This is a genomic window from Cellulomonas sp. NPDC089187 (assembly GCF_040685135.1).
Lineage (GTDB): Bacteria > Actinomycetota > Actinomycetes > Actinomycetales > Cellulomonadaceae > Cellulomonas.
Genome location: NZ_JBFBHI010000001.1, coordinates 325186 through 341415, shown reverse-complemented (window position 1 = coordinate 341415; position 16230 = coordinate 325186). Strand labels below are relative to the sequence as shown.

The window sequence follows — 16230 nt, the reverse complement described above, 5'->3', positions numbered from 1 at the left end:
CGTGGGAGCTCGCACCAAGGCCCGCAAGCGCGCGCTGGACGTCCTGTTCGAGGCGGAGCAGCGCCGCGTCGCCCCGATGACGCTGCTCGCCGAGCGGATCGTCGAGCCGGGCACCGAGGCGGCGCTGCCGCAGTACTCGGTCGAGCTGGTCGAGGGTGTGTGTGCCCAGCAGGACCGGATCGATGAGGTGCTGTCCACCCACTCCCACGGCTGGACGCTGGACCGGATGCCCGCGGTCGACCGGGTGCTGCTGCGCCTGGGCACCTGGGAGATCCTGTTCAACGAGGACGTGCCCGATGCGGTGGCCGTGGATGAGGCCGTCGAGTTGGCCCGCACGCTGTCCACCGATGAGAGTCCGTCGTTTGTGAACGGGCTGCTCGGTCGGGTGGTGGACCTCAAGCCGACGCTGCTCGGCTGAACACGCATCGAAGGCCCCGAACACCCCACGGTGTTCGGGGCCTTCTGCCGTCTCAGTCCTCGGGGTCGACCCGGTGTGGAGCTCCCGTGGCGCAGTTCACGCGGACGACTGGTGTCTGGGTCCTTCGACCCGGGGTATCGTCATCGGCGATAGGCAGTTCCTTTAACACCGTCCCGTGAGGCGGGGAAGGAGTGGCCCGGATGAGCTCCGGCACAGGTGTGCCCGGCGGCGGTGGTGGATCCACCGTCGTGCTGGGCGAGCAGGATGTGGCGCGCGCACTGACGCGCATCGCGCACGAGATCCTGGAACGCAATAAGGGCGGCGCTGAGGTGGTTGTCCTCGGCATCCCGACCCGTGGCGTCCCACTGGCGCAGCGGCTGGCTGAGCGGCTGGCCGCGGTGGAGCCGGAGGTCGAGGCGGCGCAGATCGTCGGCGCGCTGGACGTGACGATGTACCGCGACGACCTGGCGCAGCACCCGACCCGGGTGATCGGCCAGACCGTGGAGCCCGCCGAGGGTGTGGACGGCAAGGTCGTGGTGTTGGTCGACGACGTGCTGTTCTCCGGTCGGACGATCCGGGCGGCGCTGGACGCGATCAACGACCTGGGGCGGCCCCGGGCGGTGCAGCTGGCGGTGCTGGTGGACCGCGGGCACCGGGAGCTGCCGATCCGGGCGGACTACGTGGGCAAGAACCTGCCGACCTCGACCTCGGAGCGGGTGCGGGTGCAGCTGGCCGAGACCGACGGCTCGGACGCGGTGATCATCGAGGGTGGTGCCTGATGCGGCACCTGCTGAGCACCGCGGATCTGGACACGGCTGCGGCGATCGGGGTGCTGGACACCGCGAGCCAGATGGCCGCGACCCAGGGCCGTCAGATCAAGAAGCTGCCGACGCTGCGCGGGCGGACGGTGGTGAACCTGTTCTTCGAGGACAGCACGCGGACCCGGATCTCCTTCGAGACCGCGGCCAAGCGGCTGAGCGCGGATGTGATCAACTTTGCTGCCAAGGGGTCCAGCGTCTCCAAGGGCGAGTCGCTCAAAGACACCGCGTTGACCCTGGAGGCGATGGGGGCGGATGCGATCGTCATCCGGCATCAGGCCTCCGGTGCCCCGCACACGCTGGCCCATGCGGGCTGGACCAAAGCGGCGGTGCTGAACGCCGGGGACGGCACCCACCAGCACCCGACCCAGGCGCTGCTGGATGCCTTCACGATCCGCCGGCATCTGCGCGGCACGGTGGAGAACCCCGATGGCGTCGGCGCGGACCTGAGCGGGCTGCACATCGCGGTGGTCGGTGACGTGCTGCACTCCCGGGTGGCCCGGTCGAATGTCGACCTGCTGCACACCCTGGGCGCGCGGGTGACCCTGGTGGCACCGCCGACTCTGCTGCCGGTCGGCGTCGAGCCTTGGCCGTGTGCGGTGTCCTACCACCTGGACGAGGTGCTGGCCGAGCAGCCGGATGCGGTGATGATGCTTCGGGTGCAGCGGGAGCGGATGTCGACAGCGGGTGGGGGATTCTTCCCCGGGCCGCTGGAGTACACCCGGTTGTACGGGTTGGACGCACGACGTCTGGCGATGCTGCCGGAGCACGCCATCGTGATGCACCCCGGTCCGATGAACCGCGGGCTGGAGATCAGCGCTGACGCGGCCGACTCGCCGCGGTCGGTGATCGTGGAGCAGGTGGCGAACGGGGTGGCGGTGCGGATGGCGGCGCTGTACCTGCTGTTGTCCGGTGACGGCGATGTGCCCGGCACTGCGCCGACCACCGGTGCCCTCCCTGCCCTGACCGCTGTGCCGACCCCGGAGGCGACCCGATGACCACCTACCTGATCACCGATGCCGCCCCGCTGGGTGAGGGCCGCACTGATCTGCTGCTGCACGACGGCGTGATTGCCGCGATGGGTGCCGACGCCCGCAAGAGCGCCCCGGCCGACGCGGTGCAGATCGCCGCCGACGGTCTGGTGTTGCTGCCCGGGCTGGTCGATCTGCACACCCACCTGCGCGAGCCGGGCCGGGAGGATGCCGAGACCATCGCCTCCGGCACCCGGGCCGCGGCGGTGGGGGGTTTCACTGCGGTGCATGCGATGGCCAACACCACCCCGGTGCAGGACACCGCCGGTGTGGTCGAGCAGGTCTGGCGGCTGGGCCGCGAGGCGGGCTGGGTGGATGTGCACCCGGTCGGCGCGGTGAGCGTTGGATTGGCGGGGGAGCAGCTGGCCGAGCTGGGCGCGATGGCCGACTCTGCCGCCACCGTCCGGGTGTTCTCCGATGACGGCAAGTGCGTGCACGACCCGGTGTTGATGCGCCGGGCACTGGAGTACGTGAAGGCCTTCGACGGGGTGATCGCCCAGCACGCGCAGGAGCCGCGGCTGACCGAGGGCGCGCAGATGCACGAGGGGATCGTCTCCGCGGAGATCGGCTTGCAGGGCTGGCCCGCGGTGGCGGAGGAGGCGATCATCGCCCGCGATGTGCTGCTGGCCGAGCACGTCGGTTCCCGGCTGCACGTCTGCCACCTGTCGACCGCCGGGTCAGTGGAGATCATCCGCTGGGCCAAGTCGCGGGGGATCGATGTCACCGCGGAGGTGACCCCGCACCACCTGCTGCTCACCGACGACCTGGCCCGCGGCTACGACCCGATCTATAAGGTCAACCCGCCGTTGCGCACCCAGGCCGATGTGGACGCGGTGCGCGAAGGGCTGGCAGACGGCACCATCGACATCGTCGGCACCGACCACGCCCCGCACACCCGCGAGGACAAGGACTGCGAGTGGGCGGCCGCTGCCTTCGGGATGACTGGTCTGGAGACCGCGCTGTCCGTAGTGCAGCAGACGATGGTGGACACCGGCCGGATGACCTGGGCGGATGTCGCCCGGGTGCTGTCGAGGACCCCGGCGCGGATCGGTCGGGTGCCGGATCAGGGCCGACCCATCGCGGTGGGCGAACCGGCCAACGTGGTGCTGGTGGACCCGGCGGCGACCCGGACCGTGGTGCCGGAGGAGCAGGCCACCGCGTCGACCAACTCGCCGCTGCGCGGACGAGAGCTGCCCGGTCGGGTGGTGGCCACCTTCCTGCGCGGACGGGCCACGGTGCTGGACGGTGTGCCGCAGGACGACCCGCTGGCACCCCGGTACGCCGTCGGTCGACAGGAGGCACGCTGACATGCCCCCCGCGGTGAGCGTGACGATCCTCTGCGTGCTCGGCCTGGCGCTGATCGTGCTGATGGTCGTCGGCTGGCGGCGTCGGGTGCGTGTGACCTCGGACGTCCCCACCCCCACGCCTGCACCCGCCGACCTGGGCGAGGCCCGCACCGAGGAGTTGGACGGCACCTACGTCTCGACCACCCGCTCCGGTGACTGGCTGGACCGGGTGGCGGCGCACGGGCTGGGCGTGAAGTCCACCGTGACCGCCCAGGTCTGGGACGCCGGGGTCACCCTGCGACGACGAGGGGCGCCGGATGTGTTCCTGCCCCGGGCGGATCTGCTCGGGGTCGGCACCTCCGGCGGCATGGCCGGGAAGGTGGTCGGCGGCGATGGCCTGACCGTCCTGACCTGGCGCAATGGCGCGCATGAGCTGGACACCGGCCTGCGCCTACGACACCCGGCTGACGCGCTGACCCTGCGCGAGGCCGCCACCAGCCTGATTGAGCACACGAAGGAGACACGATGACGGACGCACTGCTGGTCCTCGAGGACGGGCGGACGTTCACCGGCGAGGCCTACGGGGCCACCGGCGAGACCCTGGGCGAGATCGTCTTCAACACCGGGATGACCGGCTACCAGGAGACGCTGACCGACCCGAGCTATTACAAGCAGATCGTCGTGATGACCGCCCCGCATATCGGGAACACCGGTGTGAACGACGAGGACCCCGAGTCCGGGCAGATCTGGGTGTCCGGCTACGTGGTCCGCGACCCTGCCCGCCGCGCCTCGAACTGGCGCTCCGAGCGGTCACTGGACGAGGAGCTGGCCGCGCAGGGTGTGGTCGGGATCAGCGGGATCGACACCCGCGCCCTGACCCGGCACCTGCGCGAGCGTGGCGTGATGCGGGCGGTGATCGTCTCTGGTGACGCGCTGCTGGACGACGCGGGCCGCCCCCGAACCACGGAGGACCTGGTGGCGCGGGTGCAGTCCTCCCCGCAGATGTCCGGTGCCGACCTGGCCGGTGAGGTCTCCACCACCGAGCCCTACGTGGTGCCTGCCATCGGCGAGACCGTGGCCCGGGTGGCCGCGCTGGACCTCGGCATCAAGGCGATGACCCCGCAGCGGATGGCCGAGCGCGGCATCGAGGTGCACGTGCTGCCCGCGATGTCGACCATCGAGGACGTGCTGGCGGTCAGCCCGGACGGGGTGTTCTTCTCTAACGGACCCGGTGACCCCGGTGCCGCCACCCATGAGATCGAGCTGCTGCGCGCGGTGTTGGACCGCAAGATCCCGTTCTTCGGTATCTGCTACGGCAACCAGCTGCTCGGCCGGGCACTCGGCTACGGCACCTACAAGCTCGGCTACGGCCACCGCGGCGTGAACCAGCCGGTGCTGGACCGCCGCACCGGCAAAGTGGAGATCACCGCGCACAACCACGGCTTCGCGGTGGATGCCCCGATCGACGGGGAGTCCGTGGCCCCGCACGACGGTGGCCGTTACGGCCGGGTCGAGGTCTCGCACATCGACCTCAACGACAACGTGGTGGAGGGGCTGAACGCCCTGGACCTGCCCGCATTCAGCGTGCAGTACCACCCGGAGGCCGCCGCCGGTCCGCATGACGCCGGCTACCTCTTCGACCGCTTCCTCGACCTGATGCAGACCACCACCACCGAAGGGACGGACGCCTGATGCCGCGCCGCACCGACATCCAGTCCGTCCTGGTCATTGGCTCCGGCCCGATCGTCATCGGCCAGGCCTGCGAGTTCGACTACTCGGGCACCCAGGCCTGCCGGGTGCTCAAGGAGGAGGGCCTGCGGGTCATCCTGGTGAACTCCAACCCGGCGACGATCATGACCGACCCGGAGTTTGCCGACGCCACCTACGTCGAGCCGATCACCACCGAGGTGCTGACCACGATCATCGCCAAGGAGCGGCCGGATGCGATCCTGCCGACCTTGGGCGGTCAGACCGCGCTGAACGCCGCCATCGCGCTGGACGAGGCCGGGGTGCTGGCCGAGTACGACGTCGAGCTGATCGGCGCGAACATCCCGGCGATCCAGAAGGGCGAGGACCGCGAGCAGTTCAAGAAGGTGGTGGAGATCTGCGGCGGCGAGTCCGCCCGCTCGGCGATCATCCACACCATCGACGAGGCCCTGGCCGCAGTGGAGGACCTGGGCTACCCCGTGGTGGTCCGCCCGTCCTTCACCATGGGTGGCCTCGGCTCCGGCATCGCCTATGACGAGGCGGACCTGCGCCGGATCGTCGGCCAGGGCCTGCACTACTCGCCGACCACCGAGGTGCTCCTGGAGGAGTCGATCCTCGGTTGGAAGGAGTACGAGCTGGAGCTGATGCGGGACAAGCACGACAACGTCGTGGTGGTCTGCTCCATCGAGAACGTCGACCCGGTGGGGGTGCACACCGGCGACAGCGTCACGGTCGCCCCGGCGCTGACCCTGACGGACCGCGAGTACCAGAAGCTGCGGGACATCGGCATCGCGGTGATCCGCGAGGTCGGCGTCGACACCGGCGGCTGCAACATCCAGTTCGCCGTGGACCCGAAGACTGGCCGGATCATCGTGATCGAGATGAACCCCCGGGTGTCCCGGTCCTCGGCGCTGGCGTCCAAGGCCACTGGCTTCCCGATCGCCAAGATCGCTGCCCGCCTGGCGGTGGGCTACACCCTGGATGAGATCCCGAACGACATCACCGGCTCCACTCCGGCGTCCTTCGAGCCGACCCTGGACTACGTGGTGGTCAAGGTGCCGCGCTTCGCCTTTGAGAAGTTCCCGGCCGCCGACCCGACGCTGACCACCACCATGAAGTCGGTGGGCGAGGCGATGGCGCTGGGCCGCAACTTCACCGAGGCGCTGGGCAAGGCGCTGCGGTCCATCGACAAGAAGGGCACCACCTTCCACTGGGACGGCCAGGCGCTGACCGGCGCGGAGCTGGACGCCCTGAAGTCGACCATCGACCACCCGACCGAGCACCGCCTGGTGGACGTGCAGCAGGTGCTCCGGGCCGGGGTGAGCGTGGACGAGGTCTACGCGATCACCGGCATCGACCCGTGGTTCCTGGACCAGATCCAGCTGATGAACGAGGTCGCCGCCGCCACCGCGGACGCCCCGGAGCTGACCCGTGCGGTGCTGGCCCGGGCCAAGCGGCACGGGCTGTCCGACGTCCAGATCGCGGCATTGCGCGGGATGAACGAGGACGTGGTGCGCGAGGTCCGGCACGCCCTGGGCCTGCGTCCGGTGTTCAAGACGGTGGACACCTGCGCCGCCGAGTTCGCCGCGCGCACGCCGTACCACTACTCGTCCTACGACGAGGAGACTGAGGTCGCCCCACGTGAGCGTCCGGCCGTGCTGATCCTGGGCTCAGGCCCGAACCGGATCGGGCAGGGCATCGAGTTCGACTACTCCTGTGTGCACGCCACCCTGGCGCTCAAGGACCGGTTCGAGACCGTGATGGTCAACTGCAACCCGGAGACGGTGTCCACCGACTACGACACCGCCGACCGGCTCTACTTCGAGCCGCTGACCTTTGAGGACGTGCTGGAGGTCTACGAGGCCGAGCGCGCCGCCGGACCGGTGGCCGGGATCATCGTTCAGCTCGGTGGTCAGACCCCGCTGTCGCTAGCGCAGCGGCTGGCGGATGCCGGGCTGCCGATCCTGGGCACCAGCCCGGAGGCCATCGACGCCGCTGAGGATCGCGGGGTCTTCGGTGGGGTGCTGGCCGAGGCGGGGCTGCCCGCGCCGGCCTTCGGCACCGCCACCAGCCTGGCTGCCGCGAAGGCCACCGCCGAGCGGATCGGGTACCCGGTGCTGGTCCGGCCGTCCTACGTGCTGGGCGGTCGCGGGATGGAGATCGTGTACTCCGTCGAGCAGCTGACCGAGTACGTGGAGCGGGCGCTGGCCGATGCCGCGCAGTCGGGTCGGGCGCACATGCCGCCGCTGCTGATCGACCGGTTCCTGGACGACGCGATCGAGATCGACGTGGATGCGCTCTACGACGGCACCGAGCTGTTCCTGGGTGGCGTGATGGAGCACATCGAGGAGGCCGGTATCCACTCCGGTGACTCGGCCTGTGTGCTCCCTCCGATCACGCTGTCCGCCGCCGAGCTGGAGCGCATTCGGGTGTCCACCGAGGCCATCGCGAAGGGGGTCGGGGTCCGCGGGTTGCTCAACATCCAGTTCGCGCTGGCCTCCGACGTGCTCTACGTCCTGGAGGCGAACCCCCGGGCCTCGCGCACGGTGCCCTTCGTCTCCAAGGCGACCGGGGTGCCGCTGGCCAAGGCCGCCGCACTGGTGATGACCGGCTCGTCCATCGCCGACCTGCGCGCCTCCGGTGTGCTGCCCGCCACCGACGCCCGGGTGATCGACCTGGACGCGCCCATTGCGGTCAAGGAGGCCGTGCTGCCGTTCAAGCGGTTCCGCACCGCTGACGGCACCGCAGTGGACACGGTGCTCGGCCCGGAGATGCGCTCCACCGGTGAGGTGATGGGCTTCGACTCTGACTTCCCGACCGCCTTCGCCAAGTCCCAGGCGGCGGCCTTCGGCGGGCTGCCGGAGTCCGGCACCGTGTTCATCTCTGTCGCGGACCGGGACAAGCGCTCCATCGTCTTCCCGGTGAAGCGGCTGTCCGAGCTCGGGTTCGAGATCCTGGCCACCGAGGGCACCGCCGCGGTGCTCAAGCGCAGCGGCATCGAGTCAACCGTGGTCCGCAAGAACTCGGCCGGTCGTGGTCCGGCGGGGGAGCCGACCATCGTGGACCTGATCGCCTCCGGTGAGGTCGACATGGTGGTGAACACCCCCTCCGGTCAGGGTGCTCGGGCGGACGGCTACGAGATCCGCGCCGCCACCACCGCTGCTGACAAGGCCATCGTCACCACCGTCCAGCAGCTGTCCGCCGCGGTGCAGGCCATCGAGGCGGCCCGCTCCGGCCCGTTCACCGTCGCTTCGCTGCAGGAGCACGACACGGCCCGGGCGGCGGCGCTGTGAGCACCTTCGGTGCGCGGCTCGGCGCGGCGATGGATGCCCACGGTCCGCTGTGTGTGGGCATCGACCCGCACGCCTCCCTGCTGGCCGACTGGGACCTGACCGACGATGTCGCGGGTCTGCGGGCCTTCGCGTTGACGGTGATGGAGGCGGTGGCCGGTCGGGTGGCCGCGGTCAAGCCGCAGAGCGCGTTCTTCGAGCGACACGGCTCGGCGGGGCTGGCCGTGCTGGAGGAGGTGATTGCTGCGGGCCGGGAGACCGGCACCCTGGTGATCGTCGACGCCAAGCGCGGGGATATCGGCTCGACCATGGGTGCCTACGCGGATGCGTTCCTGCGGGACGGGTCACCGTTGGCCGGGGACGCGCTGACCGTGTCGCCGTATCTGGGCTTCGGGTCGCTGGAGCCCGCGGTGCAGGCAGCTGCGGCCAGCGGGCGGGGGTTGTTCGTGCTCGCGCTGACCTCCAACCCGGAGGGGGCGACCGTCCAGCACGCCCGCGACGGCGACGGCGTGGCGGTGGCCGACCGGATCGCCCGGTCCGCCGCAGCCTTGAACGCTGCGGAGACGGCGCGCTCTGGTGCCCCGCTCGGCTCGGTCGGCCTGGTGGTCGGGGCGACCATCGGCGACGCGGCGACCCGGCTGGGTGTCGACCTGGCCGCCGTGCGCGGGCCTTTGTTGGCTCCGGGGGTCGGCGCACAGGGTGCTGGGCCTGCGGAGTTGGCAGCGGTCTTTGGCTCGGCACGCAACGCGGTGCTGGCGTCGTCCTCGCGCGGTGTGCTCTCGGCGGGCCCCGGTGTGCCGGAGCTGCGTCGCGCCGCCGAACTCGCGTCCGCAGACGCCGCCCGCGCGCTGCGCGACTGACCCATCGAGCGGGACGCGGGGCGGGCCGAGGATGGTCGTCCCGCGTCCCACCTGCGCAGGTGCCGTGGAATCGCCGATCGTTGTGACGTGCCACACCGACGATTGCGTGCCAGTATCGACCGATGAGGCCGTCCGGCGCCGCCGGTCGGGGGCGCATGACCGGTCTCATGAGTTGTCCCGCAGACCAGCGATGAGAAGGTGACTGACGTGGCACTTCCGACTCTCACTCCCGAGCAGCGCGCCGCAGCCCTCGAGAAGGCAGCGGCGGCCCGCCAGGCCCGTGCGGAGGTCAAGAACAAGCTGAAGTACTCCCAGGGCAAGCTCTCCGAGGTCATCGCCCAGGGCCAGAAGGACGAGGTCATCGGCAAGCTCAAGGTGCTGGCCCTGCTCGAGTCCCTGCCGGGAGTCGGTAAGGTCAAGGCACGCCAGATCATCTCCGAGGTGGGCATCTCGGAGACTCGGCGGGTGCGTGGCCTCGGTCCGCACCAGGTGAAGGCGCTGGTCGACCGCTTCGGGTGAGTCGTCCCGGCGTCGCACCACCTCGACGCCCGGCACGAACCAGGAGCACCCCATGACCCGACCCCCCGCCCGGCTGACCGTTCTGGCCGGTCCGACAGCAGTGGGGAAGGGCACCGTCTCCGCTGACCTGCGGGCGCGTTACCCGCAGGTGTGGCTGTCGGTCTCGGCCACCACCCGGTCCCCGCGACCCGGTGAGGTTGACGGGGTGCACTACCACTTCGTGTCCAACGAGGAGTTCGACGCTCTGGAGGCCAGTGGCGAGATGCTGGAGACGGCACTCGTCCACGGCCGCAATCGCTACGGCACCCCCCGGCGGCCGGTCGAGGAACGACTGGCTGCCGGGGAGCCCGCGCTGCTGGAGATCGACCTGCAGGGCGCCCGGAAGGTTCGCGAGACCATGCCGGACGCCCAGTTCGTCTTTCTGGCACCGCCCTCCTTCGAGGAACTAGAGCGTCGACTGGTCGGCCGTGGCACCGAGGACGCCGAGGAGCGCGAGCGCCGTCTGGCCACCGCCCGGATCGAGTTGGCGGCCGAGCCGGAGTTCGACCACGTGATCGTCAATGACGACGTGCGGCGCGCCACCGACGAGCTGGTGACCCTGATGGGGCTGCCGCTTGCGCCGACCGAGTAGACTGCTCGGCGAATCCTTTTTCAAACTTCGGGGAGAACCGTGTCCGGAACCGTCGCCGAGCCCATCGGCATCACCGACCCGCCGATCGATCGCCTGCTGGAGCGCTCCGACTCCAAGTACGCGCTGGTCATCTACTCGGCCAAGCGGGCGCGGCAGATCAACGCCTACTACGCCCAGCTGAACGAGGGCCTGCTCGAGTACGTCGGCCCGCTGGTGGAGACCCGCCCGCAGGAGAAGCCGCTGTCCATCGCCATGCGCGAGATCGACGCCGGCCTGCTGACCGCTCAGCACCCCGAGGCCTGACCTCCTCCCATGCGCATCGTCCTCGGTGTGGCCGGGGGGATCGCGGCCTATAAGGCTGCCCTCGTCCTGCGACTGCTCACCGAGTCCGGTCATGACGTCCGCGTCGTCCCGACCCGTGCTGCCCTCGAGTTCGTGGGCCGTGCTACCTGGGAAGCCCTGTCCGGGCACCCGGTGAGCACCGAGGTGTTCGAGGACGTCGCGGACGTTCCGCATGTCCGGCTCGGTCGGGAGGCCGAGTTGGTGATCGTGGCCCCGGCCACCGCGGACCTGCTGGCCCGGGCTACCCACGGCCGCGCCGACGACCTGCTCACCGCCACCTTGCTGACTGCCACCTGTCCGGTGGTGATGGCCCCCGCGATGCACACCGAGATGTGGCAGCACGCCGCCACCCGGGCCAACGTCGCCACCCTGCGCGAGCGGGGTGTGCACGTGATCGAGCCCGACTCCGGGCGACTGACCGGCCAGGACACCGGCCCCGGTCGACTGCCCGAACCGGAGGCGATCGTCGCGGCGGCCTTGGCGGCGGTCGACGCCGGGGGAGCGTGCGATCTGACCGGTCGACGCGTGGTCATCTCCGCCGGTGGCACCCGCGAACCCCTGGACCCGGTGCGGTTCCTGGGCAACCGCTCCTCGGGCAAGCAGGGTGTGGCACTGGCCCGCACCGCCTGGGCGCGCGGCGCGGAGGTGACACTGGTTGGCGCGAACCTGACCGTGCCCGCCCCCGCCGGAGTCCGGGTCGTGGAGGTCGGATCGGCGCTGGAGCTGCGCGACGCGATGCGGGCGAGTGCCGTCGAGGCCGATGTGGTGGTGATGGCTGCGGCGGTGGCTGACTTCCGGCCTGCCGCGCACACCGCGCACAAGATCAAGAAGCAGCCGGATGGCACCGTCCCACCGTTGGAGCTGGTGCAGAACCCGGACATCCTGGCTGAGCTCACCGCTGACCGGTTGCGGCCCGGTCAGGTGGTGGTGGGCTTCGCGGCGGAGACCGGCGACGACTCCGGTGATGTGCTGCATCACGGCCGGGCGAAGGCCCAGCGCAAGGGTGCGGACCTGCTGGCGGTGAATGCCGTCGGCGAGGGTGTCGGCTTCGGGACCGCGGAGAACACGGTCACGTTGCTGGACGCCACGGGGGCCGAGGTCGGGGCCGCGTCCGGCAGTAAGGACGCGGTGGCGCACGCGATCTGGGACGCCGTCGTGGACCGGCTGGCGTAATCGCCATCGACTCCGCGGCGTGATTCGTTAGCCTGTCGCCCATGACCGATGCCGCGCTTCGCCTGTTCACGTCCGAATCCGTCACCGAGGGACACCCGGACAAGATCTGCGACCAGATCTCCGACGCCATCCTGGACGCGATGCTCGCCCAGGACTCGACCGCGCGGGTGGCGGTGGAGACCATGGTCACCACCGGCCTGGTGCACGTCGCCGGTGAGGTGACCACCAGTGCCTACGTAGAGATCCCGCAGATCATCCGCGATGTGGTGCGGGGCATCGGGTACACCTCCTCGGACATCGGATTCGACGGCGACTCCTGCGGTGTGTCGGTGTCGATCGGTCAGCAGTCCCCGGATATCGCCCAGGGTGTGGACAAGGCCTGGGAGGCCCGCCAGGACACCTCGGATGTTGACCCGCTGGACCTGCAGGGCGCGGGCGACCAGGGCCTGATGTTCGGCTACGCCAGCGATGACACCCCGAGCCTGCTGCCGCTGCCGATCTGGCTGTCTCACCGGTTGGCCGAGCGCCTGACCCAGGTCCGCAAGGAGGGCATCGTGCCCGGCCTGCGCCCGGACGGGAAGACCCAGGTCACCGTGGCCTACGACGGTGATCGCGCCGTGAAGATCGACACCATCGTGCTGTCGACCCAGCACGACCCGGAGGTGCGACTGGAGGATCAGCTGGCCCCGGCCATCGCCGAGCACGTCGTGAAGCCGGTGCTGGAGGCCGCCAACCTCGACCTGGACACCTCGGACTACCGGCTGCTGGTCAACCCGACCGGCACCTTCGTCGTCGGTGGCCCGCAGGGCGACGCCGGGCTGACTGGCCGCAAGATCATCGTCGACACCTACGGCGGGATGGCTCGGCACGGTGGTGGCGCGTTCTCCGGCAAGGACCCGTCGAAGGTCGACCGTTCCGCGGCCTACGCCATGCGCTGGGTCGCCAAGAACGTGGTCGCCGCTGGACTGGCCAAGCGCTGCGAGGTGCAGGTCGCCTACGCCATCGGCAAGGCGCAGCCGGTCGGTCTGTATGTGGAGGCCTTCGGCACCGGCACGGTCTCCGATGAGCAGCTGACCGCCGCGATCCGGGAGGTCTTCGACCTGCGCCCGGCCGCGATCATCCGCGACCTGCAACTGCTGCGCCCGATCTACCGCAAGACCTCCGCCTATGGGCACTTTGGTCGGGAGCTGCCGGAGTTCACCTGGGAGCGCACCGACCGGGTGGACGCGCTGCGCGCTGCCATCGCCTGACCGAGGAACGGAGCGCGGCTGCGTGAGTGAAAGCCCTCGGGTGGAGCAACCCACCCTGGCCGGGCTCGATGCTCCGCGGCCGCGTCGCCGTGCCCGAGCGCGGGACATCGAGGTCGAGCCCGCGGCCGAACTCCCGGTGGCGCGGGTGGCCGTCGACCTGTCGCCCCCGCACCTGGACCGTTCCTTCGAGTACTTGGTGCCCGCCAGCCTGGACGCGCAGGCGGTGCTCGGGGTCCGGGTGAAGGTCCGGTTCGGAGCGCAGGACGTCGACGGCTACCTGCTGGAACGGGTGGCCGAACCGGAGCACGACGGTGCGCTGGCCCCGCTGCGCCGGGTGGTATCCGCTGAGCCGGTGCTCACCGCGCAGGTGGCCCGGCTGGCGCGCGCGGTGGCGGATCTGGACGCTGGGACGCTCTCTGACGTGCTGCGGTTGGCGATCCCGCCGCGGCATGCCCGGACCGAGGGTGAGGTCCCGGTCGCACCCGGCAGCACGGTGTCGGCTGATGACCGGTCCGGGTCGCCCGGAGGCCTGACCGACGGGGCGGACGTGGTGGTGCAGCCGGCCCGGAACCCGGTGGTGTCGACCGGCTCGGAGGCGGGACCGTCCGCGAGCGCCGAACTGCACGATGCCGCGTGGCGGCCCTACCGGGGTGGCCCGGCGTTCCTCGCTCACCTGGCCTCCGGTGGCGCACCGCGTGCGGCATGGGTCGCTCTGCCCGGTCCGGAGGGTGAGCAGTGGCCGGATGCGATCGCCCAGGCGGTGGCGGCGACGCTGCGCGGTGGGCGGGGCGCATTGGTGGTCGTCCCCGACGCGCGGGACGTCGACCGGGTGTGCGCTGCGCTGGACGCGGCGGGTGTCCCGGCCTGGGACCCCACACAGTCCGACGGCAGCTACGTGCGGCTGATGGCCGATGAGGGCCCGTCCCGCCGGTACCGCGCGTTCCTGGCGGTGCTGCGCGGTCTGGCACGGGTGGTGGTGGGCACCCGGGCCGCGGCCTTCGCCCCGGTACGGGATCTGGGTCTGGCGGTGTGCTGGGACGACGCGGACGACCTGCACGCCGAACCCCGTGCGCCGTATCCGCATGTCCGCGAGGTACTCGCCCTCCGGTCCGAACTGGAGGAGTCAGGGCTGCTGCTGGCCGCGCACGGTCGCTCGGTAGAGACCCAGGCACTCGTCGACTCCGGGTGGGTGCGCGAGGTCGCCGCCGACCGGGCGGAGGTGCGTCGTCGCACGCCCCGGGTGCGGGCGTTGACCAGTGTGGAGCTGGCCCGTGAGGGACCGGCAGCGGCGGCACGGCTGCCCGGACCCGCGTGGCGCACCATCCGTGAGCAGCTGGCCCGCGGACCGGTGCTGGTGCAGGTGCCGCGCGCCGGGTACCTGCCCGCGGTGGCCTGTGCCCGCTGCCGGTCGGTGGCACGGTGCACGGCCTGCCACGGACCGTTGCAGCTCGGTTCGGCGCAGGCGACCGCGCAGTGCGGCTGGTGTGGTCGTCTGGCCACCGACTGGCACTGCGACACCTGCGGGCACGGGCAGTTCCGGTCGGTGTCGGTCGGATCGGACCGGACCGCGGAGGAGCTGGGCCGGGCGTTCCCGGGTGTCACCGTGCGTACCTCCGGTGCACGATCGGCGACGGGCGTCCTGGCCTCGGTGCCTGACCGTCCGGCCCTGGTGGTGTGCACCATCGGTGCCGAGCCGGTCGCCGAGCGGGGGTACGCGGCCGCTGTGTTGCTGGACGCGGCGGTCAGCACCGGGTCGACGTCCCTGCGCGCCACCGAGGAGGCATTGCGCCGCTGGTTGGCGGCGGCGGCGCTGGTTCGGGCGGACGGTCAGGTGTTGCTGGTCGGCGACGGCGCGGAACGGCCCACCCAGGCCCTGGTGCGCTGGGACCCCGCTGGGTTGGCGGAGCGCGAGTTGGTGGAGCGGACCGAGGTCGGCCTGCCACCGGCGGTGCGGGTGGCGGAGTTGGTGGGGGAGCGTGGGGCGGTCCGCCAGGTGCTCAGCCGGGTGCCGGTGCCGACCGGGGGGGATGTGCTCGGCCCGGTTCCGGTGCAGGACGCGCCCACCCCGACGGTGGACGGTCCGGTGCAGCTGACCCTGGCCGGAGCGGAGGACGAGGTGATCGTCCGCGCTCTGGTGCGGGTGCCCGCGGCGGCGGGCCGGGACCTGGCGCGGGCTCTGGGGGCGTCCATGGCGGTGCGCAGTGCCCGGCGCGAGGCCGGCAGCGTCCGGGCGCGACTTGATCCACGGGAGATGCTGTGACGGCAGTGCTGTTCGACCTGGGCAATGTGCTGGTCCGCTGGGATGCGCGTGCAGCCTTCGCCGGGGCGTACACCGACGCCGAGGTCGAGAAGTTCATGACCGCCGTGGACTTCCCCGCGCTCAACCTGGCTCAGGATGCGGGCCGACCGTGGTCACAGGCCCGCGACGGCATTGTCGACCGCCGACACCGCGCGATGCTGGATCACTACGTGGCGCACTTCCCGGCGGCACTCCCGGGGCCGGTGCCCGGCTCGGCAGCGGTGGTGGACGAGCTGATCGCCGCCGGGGTGCCGGTCTATGGGCTGACCAACTGGTCGGCGGAGACCTTCCACCACGCCGTACCTGCTGCACCGGTGATCGGGCGACTGGCGGGGGTAGTGGTGTCCGGCCAGGAGGGCATGGTCAAACCCGACCCGCGGATCTTCCAGCTGACGGCGCAGCGGTTCGCTCTGGTGCCGGAGCAGACGGTGTTCGTCGACGACAGCCCGGGCAATGTGGCGGCGGCACGGAACGAGGGCTTCGACGGGGTGGTGTTCACCGGTGCCTCGGCGCTGCGGGCGGAGCTGGCTCGACGCGGGCTGCTGGCCTGACCAGGCGGGTCTGGTCGGGTCCAGGCGGGTCGTCTGAGCGCGAGCCGGATCGCGG

The 16230-nt window shown here is 71.1% G+C and carries 15 protein-coding genes; all 15 read left to right on the top strand.

Annotation, left to right across the window (positions count from 1 at the left end; translation table 11 throughout):
• Nucleotide 1 precedes the first annotated feature (1 nt).
• The 15 genes from nusB to AB0N78_RS01550 all read left to right on the top strand — a co-directional run bounded on the left by nusB (nucleotide 2) and on the right by AB0N78_RS01550 (nucleotide 16175).
• Nucleotides 2-418, top strand: a complete 417-nt coding sequence (nusB, locus tag AB0N78_RS01620) for a transcription antitermination factor NusB (RefSeq protein ID WP_363384964.1) — start codon at nucleotides 2-4, stop codon at nucleotides 416-418.
• Between the two features lie 200 nt (nucleotides 419-618).
• Complete coding sequence (gene pyrR, locus AB0N78_RS01615) at nucleotides 619-1197, top strand: bifunctional pyr operon transcriptional regulator/uracil phosphoribosyltransferase PyrR (protein ID WP_363384962.1); 579 nt, start codon at nucleotides 619-621, stop codon at nucleotides 1195-1197.
• Nucleotides 1197-2234, top strand: coding sequence for an aspartate carbamoyltransferase catalytic subunit (locus AB0N78_RS01610; RefSeq protein ID WP_363384959.1), 1038 nt, complete (start codon nucleotides 1197-1199; stop codon nucleotides 2232-2234). The genes pyrR and AB0N78_RS01610 overlap by 1 nt, the downstream gene beginning before the upstream one ends.
• The gene (locus AB0N78_RS01605) at nucleotides 2231-3574 is read left to right on the top strand and encodes a dihydroorotase (protein ID WP_363384957.1); all 1344 of its coding nucleotides are present in this window, start codon (nucleotides 2231-2233) and stop codon (nucleotides 3572-3574) included. Before AB0N78_RS01610 ends, AB0N78_RS01605 begins: the two co-directional genes overlap by 4 nt.
• A gap of 13 nt (nucleotides 3575-3587) precedes the next feature.
• Nucleotides 3588-4082, top strand: a complete 495-nt coding sequence (locus AB0N78_RS01600; RefSeq protein ID WP_363384954.1) for a hypothetical protein — start codon at nucleotides 3588-3590, stop codon at nucleotides 4080-4082.
• On the top strand, nucleotides 4079-5245 hold the full coding sequence (gene carA, locus AB0N78_RS01595) for a glutamine-hydrolyzing carbamoyl-phosphate synthase small subunit (protein ID WP_363384952.1): 1167 nt from the start codon (nucleotides 4079-4081) through the stop codon (nucleotides 5243-5245). The genes AB0N78_RS01600 and carA overlap by 4 nt, the downstream gene beginning before the upstream one ends.
• The gene (gene carB / locus AB0N78_RS01590; RefSeq protein ID WP_363384949.1) at nucleotides 5245-8553 is read left to right on the top strand and encodes a carbamoyl-phosphate synthase large subunit; all 3309 of its coding nucleotides are present in this window, start codon (nucleotides 5245-5247) and stop codon (nucleotides 8551-8553) included. The genes carA and carB overlap by 1 nt, the downstream gene beginning before the upstream one ends.
• Complete coding sequence (gene pyrF / locus AB0N78_RS01585; protein WP_363384946.1) at nucleotides 8550-9410, top strand: orotidine-5'-phosphate decarboxylase; 861 nt, start codon at nucleotides 8550-8552, stop codon at nucleotides 9408-9410. Before carB ends, pyrF begins: the two co-directional genes overlap by 4 nt.
• Nucleotides 9411-9617: 207 nt before the next feature.
• A complete protein-coding gene (mihF, locus tag AB0N78_RS01580; RefSeq protein ID WP_169165417.1) occupies nucleotides 9618-9929 on the top strand; it encodes an integration host factor, actinobacterial type in 312 nt (103 codons plus the stop codon).
• A 52-nt stretch (nucleotides 9930-9981) separates the two neighbouring features.
• The gene (gmk, locus tag AB0N78_RS01575; RefSeq protein WP_363384943.1) at nucleotides 9982-10560 is read left to right on the top strand and encodes a guanylate kinase; all 579 of its coding nucleotides are present in this window, start codon (nucleotides 9982-9984) and stop codon (nucleotides 10558-10560) included.
• A gap of 39 nt (nucleotides 10561-10599) precedes the next feature.
• Nucleotides 10600-10863 (top strand): DNA-directed RNA polymerase subunit omega, encoded by a 264-nt coding sequence (rpoZ, locus tag AB0N78_RS01570; protein WP_263120266.1) that lies wholly within the window; start codon nucleotides 10600-10602, stop codon nucleotides 10861-10863.
• A gap of 9 nt (nucleotides 10864-10872) precedes the next feature.
• Complete coding sequence (coaBC, locus tag AB0N78_RS01565; protein ID WP_363384939.1) at nucleotides 10873-12075, top strand: bifunctional phosphopantothenoylcysteine decarboxylase/phosphopantothenate--cysteine ligase CoaBC; 1203 nt, start codon at nucleotides 10873-10875, stop codon at nucleotides 12073-12075.
• A 41-nt stretch (nucleotides 12076-12116) separates the two neighbouring features.
• A complete protein-coding gene (metK, locus tag AB0N78_RS01560; protein WP_363384936.1) occupies nucleotides 12117-13325 on the top strand; it encodes a methionine adenosyltransferase in 1209 nt (402 codons plus the stop codon).
• A 22-nt stretch (nucleotides 13326-13347) separates the two neighbouring features.
• Nucleotides 13348-15585: a primosomal protein N' gene (locus tag AB0N78_RS01555; RefSeq protein WP_363384933.1), complete on the top strand. Its 2238-nt coding sequence runs from the start codon at nucleotides 13348-13350 to the stop codon at nucleotides 15583-15585.
• Nucleotides 15582-16175, top strand: a complete 594-nt coding sequence (locus AB0N78_RS01550; RefSeq protein WP_363384930.1) for an HAD family phosphatase — start codon at nucleotides 15582-15584, stop codon at nucleotides 16173-16175. The genes AB0N78_RS01555 and AB0N78_RS01550 overlap by 4 nt, the downstream gene beginning before the upstream one ends.
• Nucleotides 16176-16230 lie beyond the last annotated feature (55 nt).

Bases quoted from the DNA above. Each gene is read 5' to 3' on its own strand.
- pyrR (WP_363384962.1), top strand. From the start codon at position 619: ATGAGCTCCGGCACAGGTGTGCCCGGCGGCGGTGGTGGATCCACCGTC.
- AB0N78_RS01610 (WP_363384959.1), top strand. From the start codon at position 1,197: ATGCGGCACCTGCTGAGCACCGCGGATCTGGACACGGCTGCGGCGATC.
- AB0N78_RS01605 (WP_363384957.1), top strand. From the start codon at position 2,231: ATGACCACCTACCTGATCACCGATGCCGCCCCGCTGGGTGAGGGCCGC.
- carA (WP_363384952.1), top strand. From the start codon at position 4,079: ATGACGGACGCACTGCTGGTCCTCGAGGACGGGCGGACGTTCACCGGC.
- carB (WP_363384949.1), top strand. From the start codon at position 5,245: ATGCCGCGCCGCACCGACATCCAGTCCGTCCTGGTCATTGGCTCCGGC.
- gmk (WP_363384943.1), top strand. From the start codon at position 9,982: ATGACCCGACCCCCCGCCCGGCTGACCGTTCTGGCCGGTCCGACAGCA.
- coaBC (WP_363384939.1), top strand. From the start codon at position 10,873: ATGCGCATCGTCCTCGGTGTGGCCGGGGGGATCGCGGCCTATAAGGCT.
- metK (WP_363384936.1), top strand. From the start codon at position 12,117: ATGACCGATGCCGCGCTTCGCCTGTTCACGTCCGAATCCGTCACCGAG.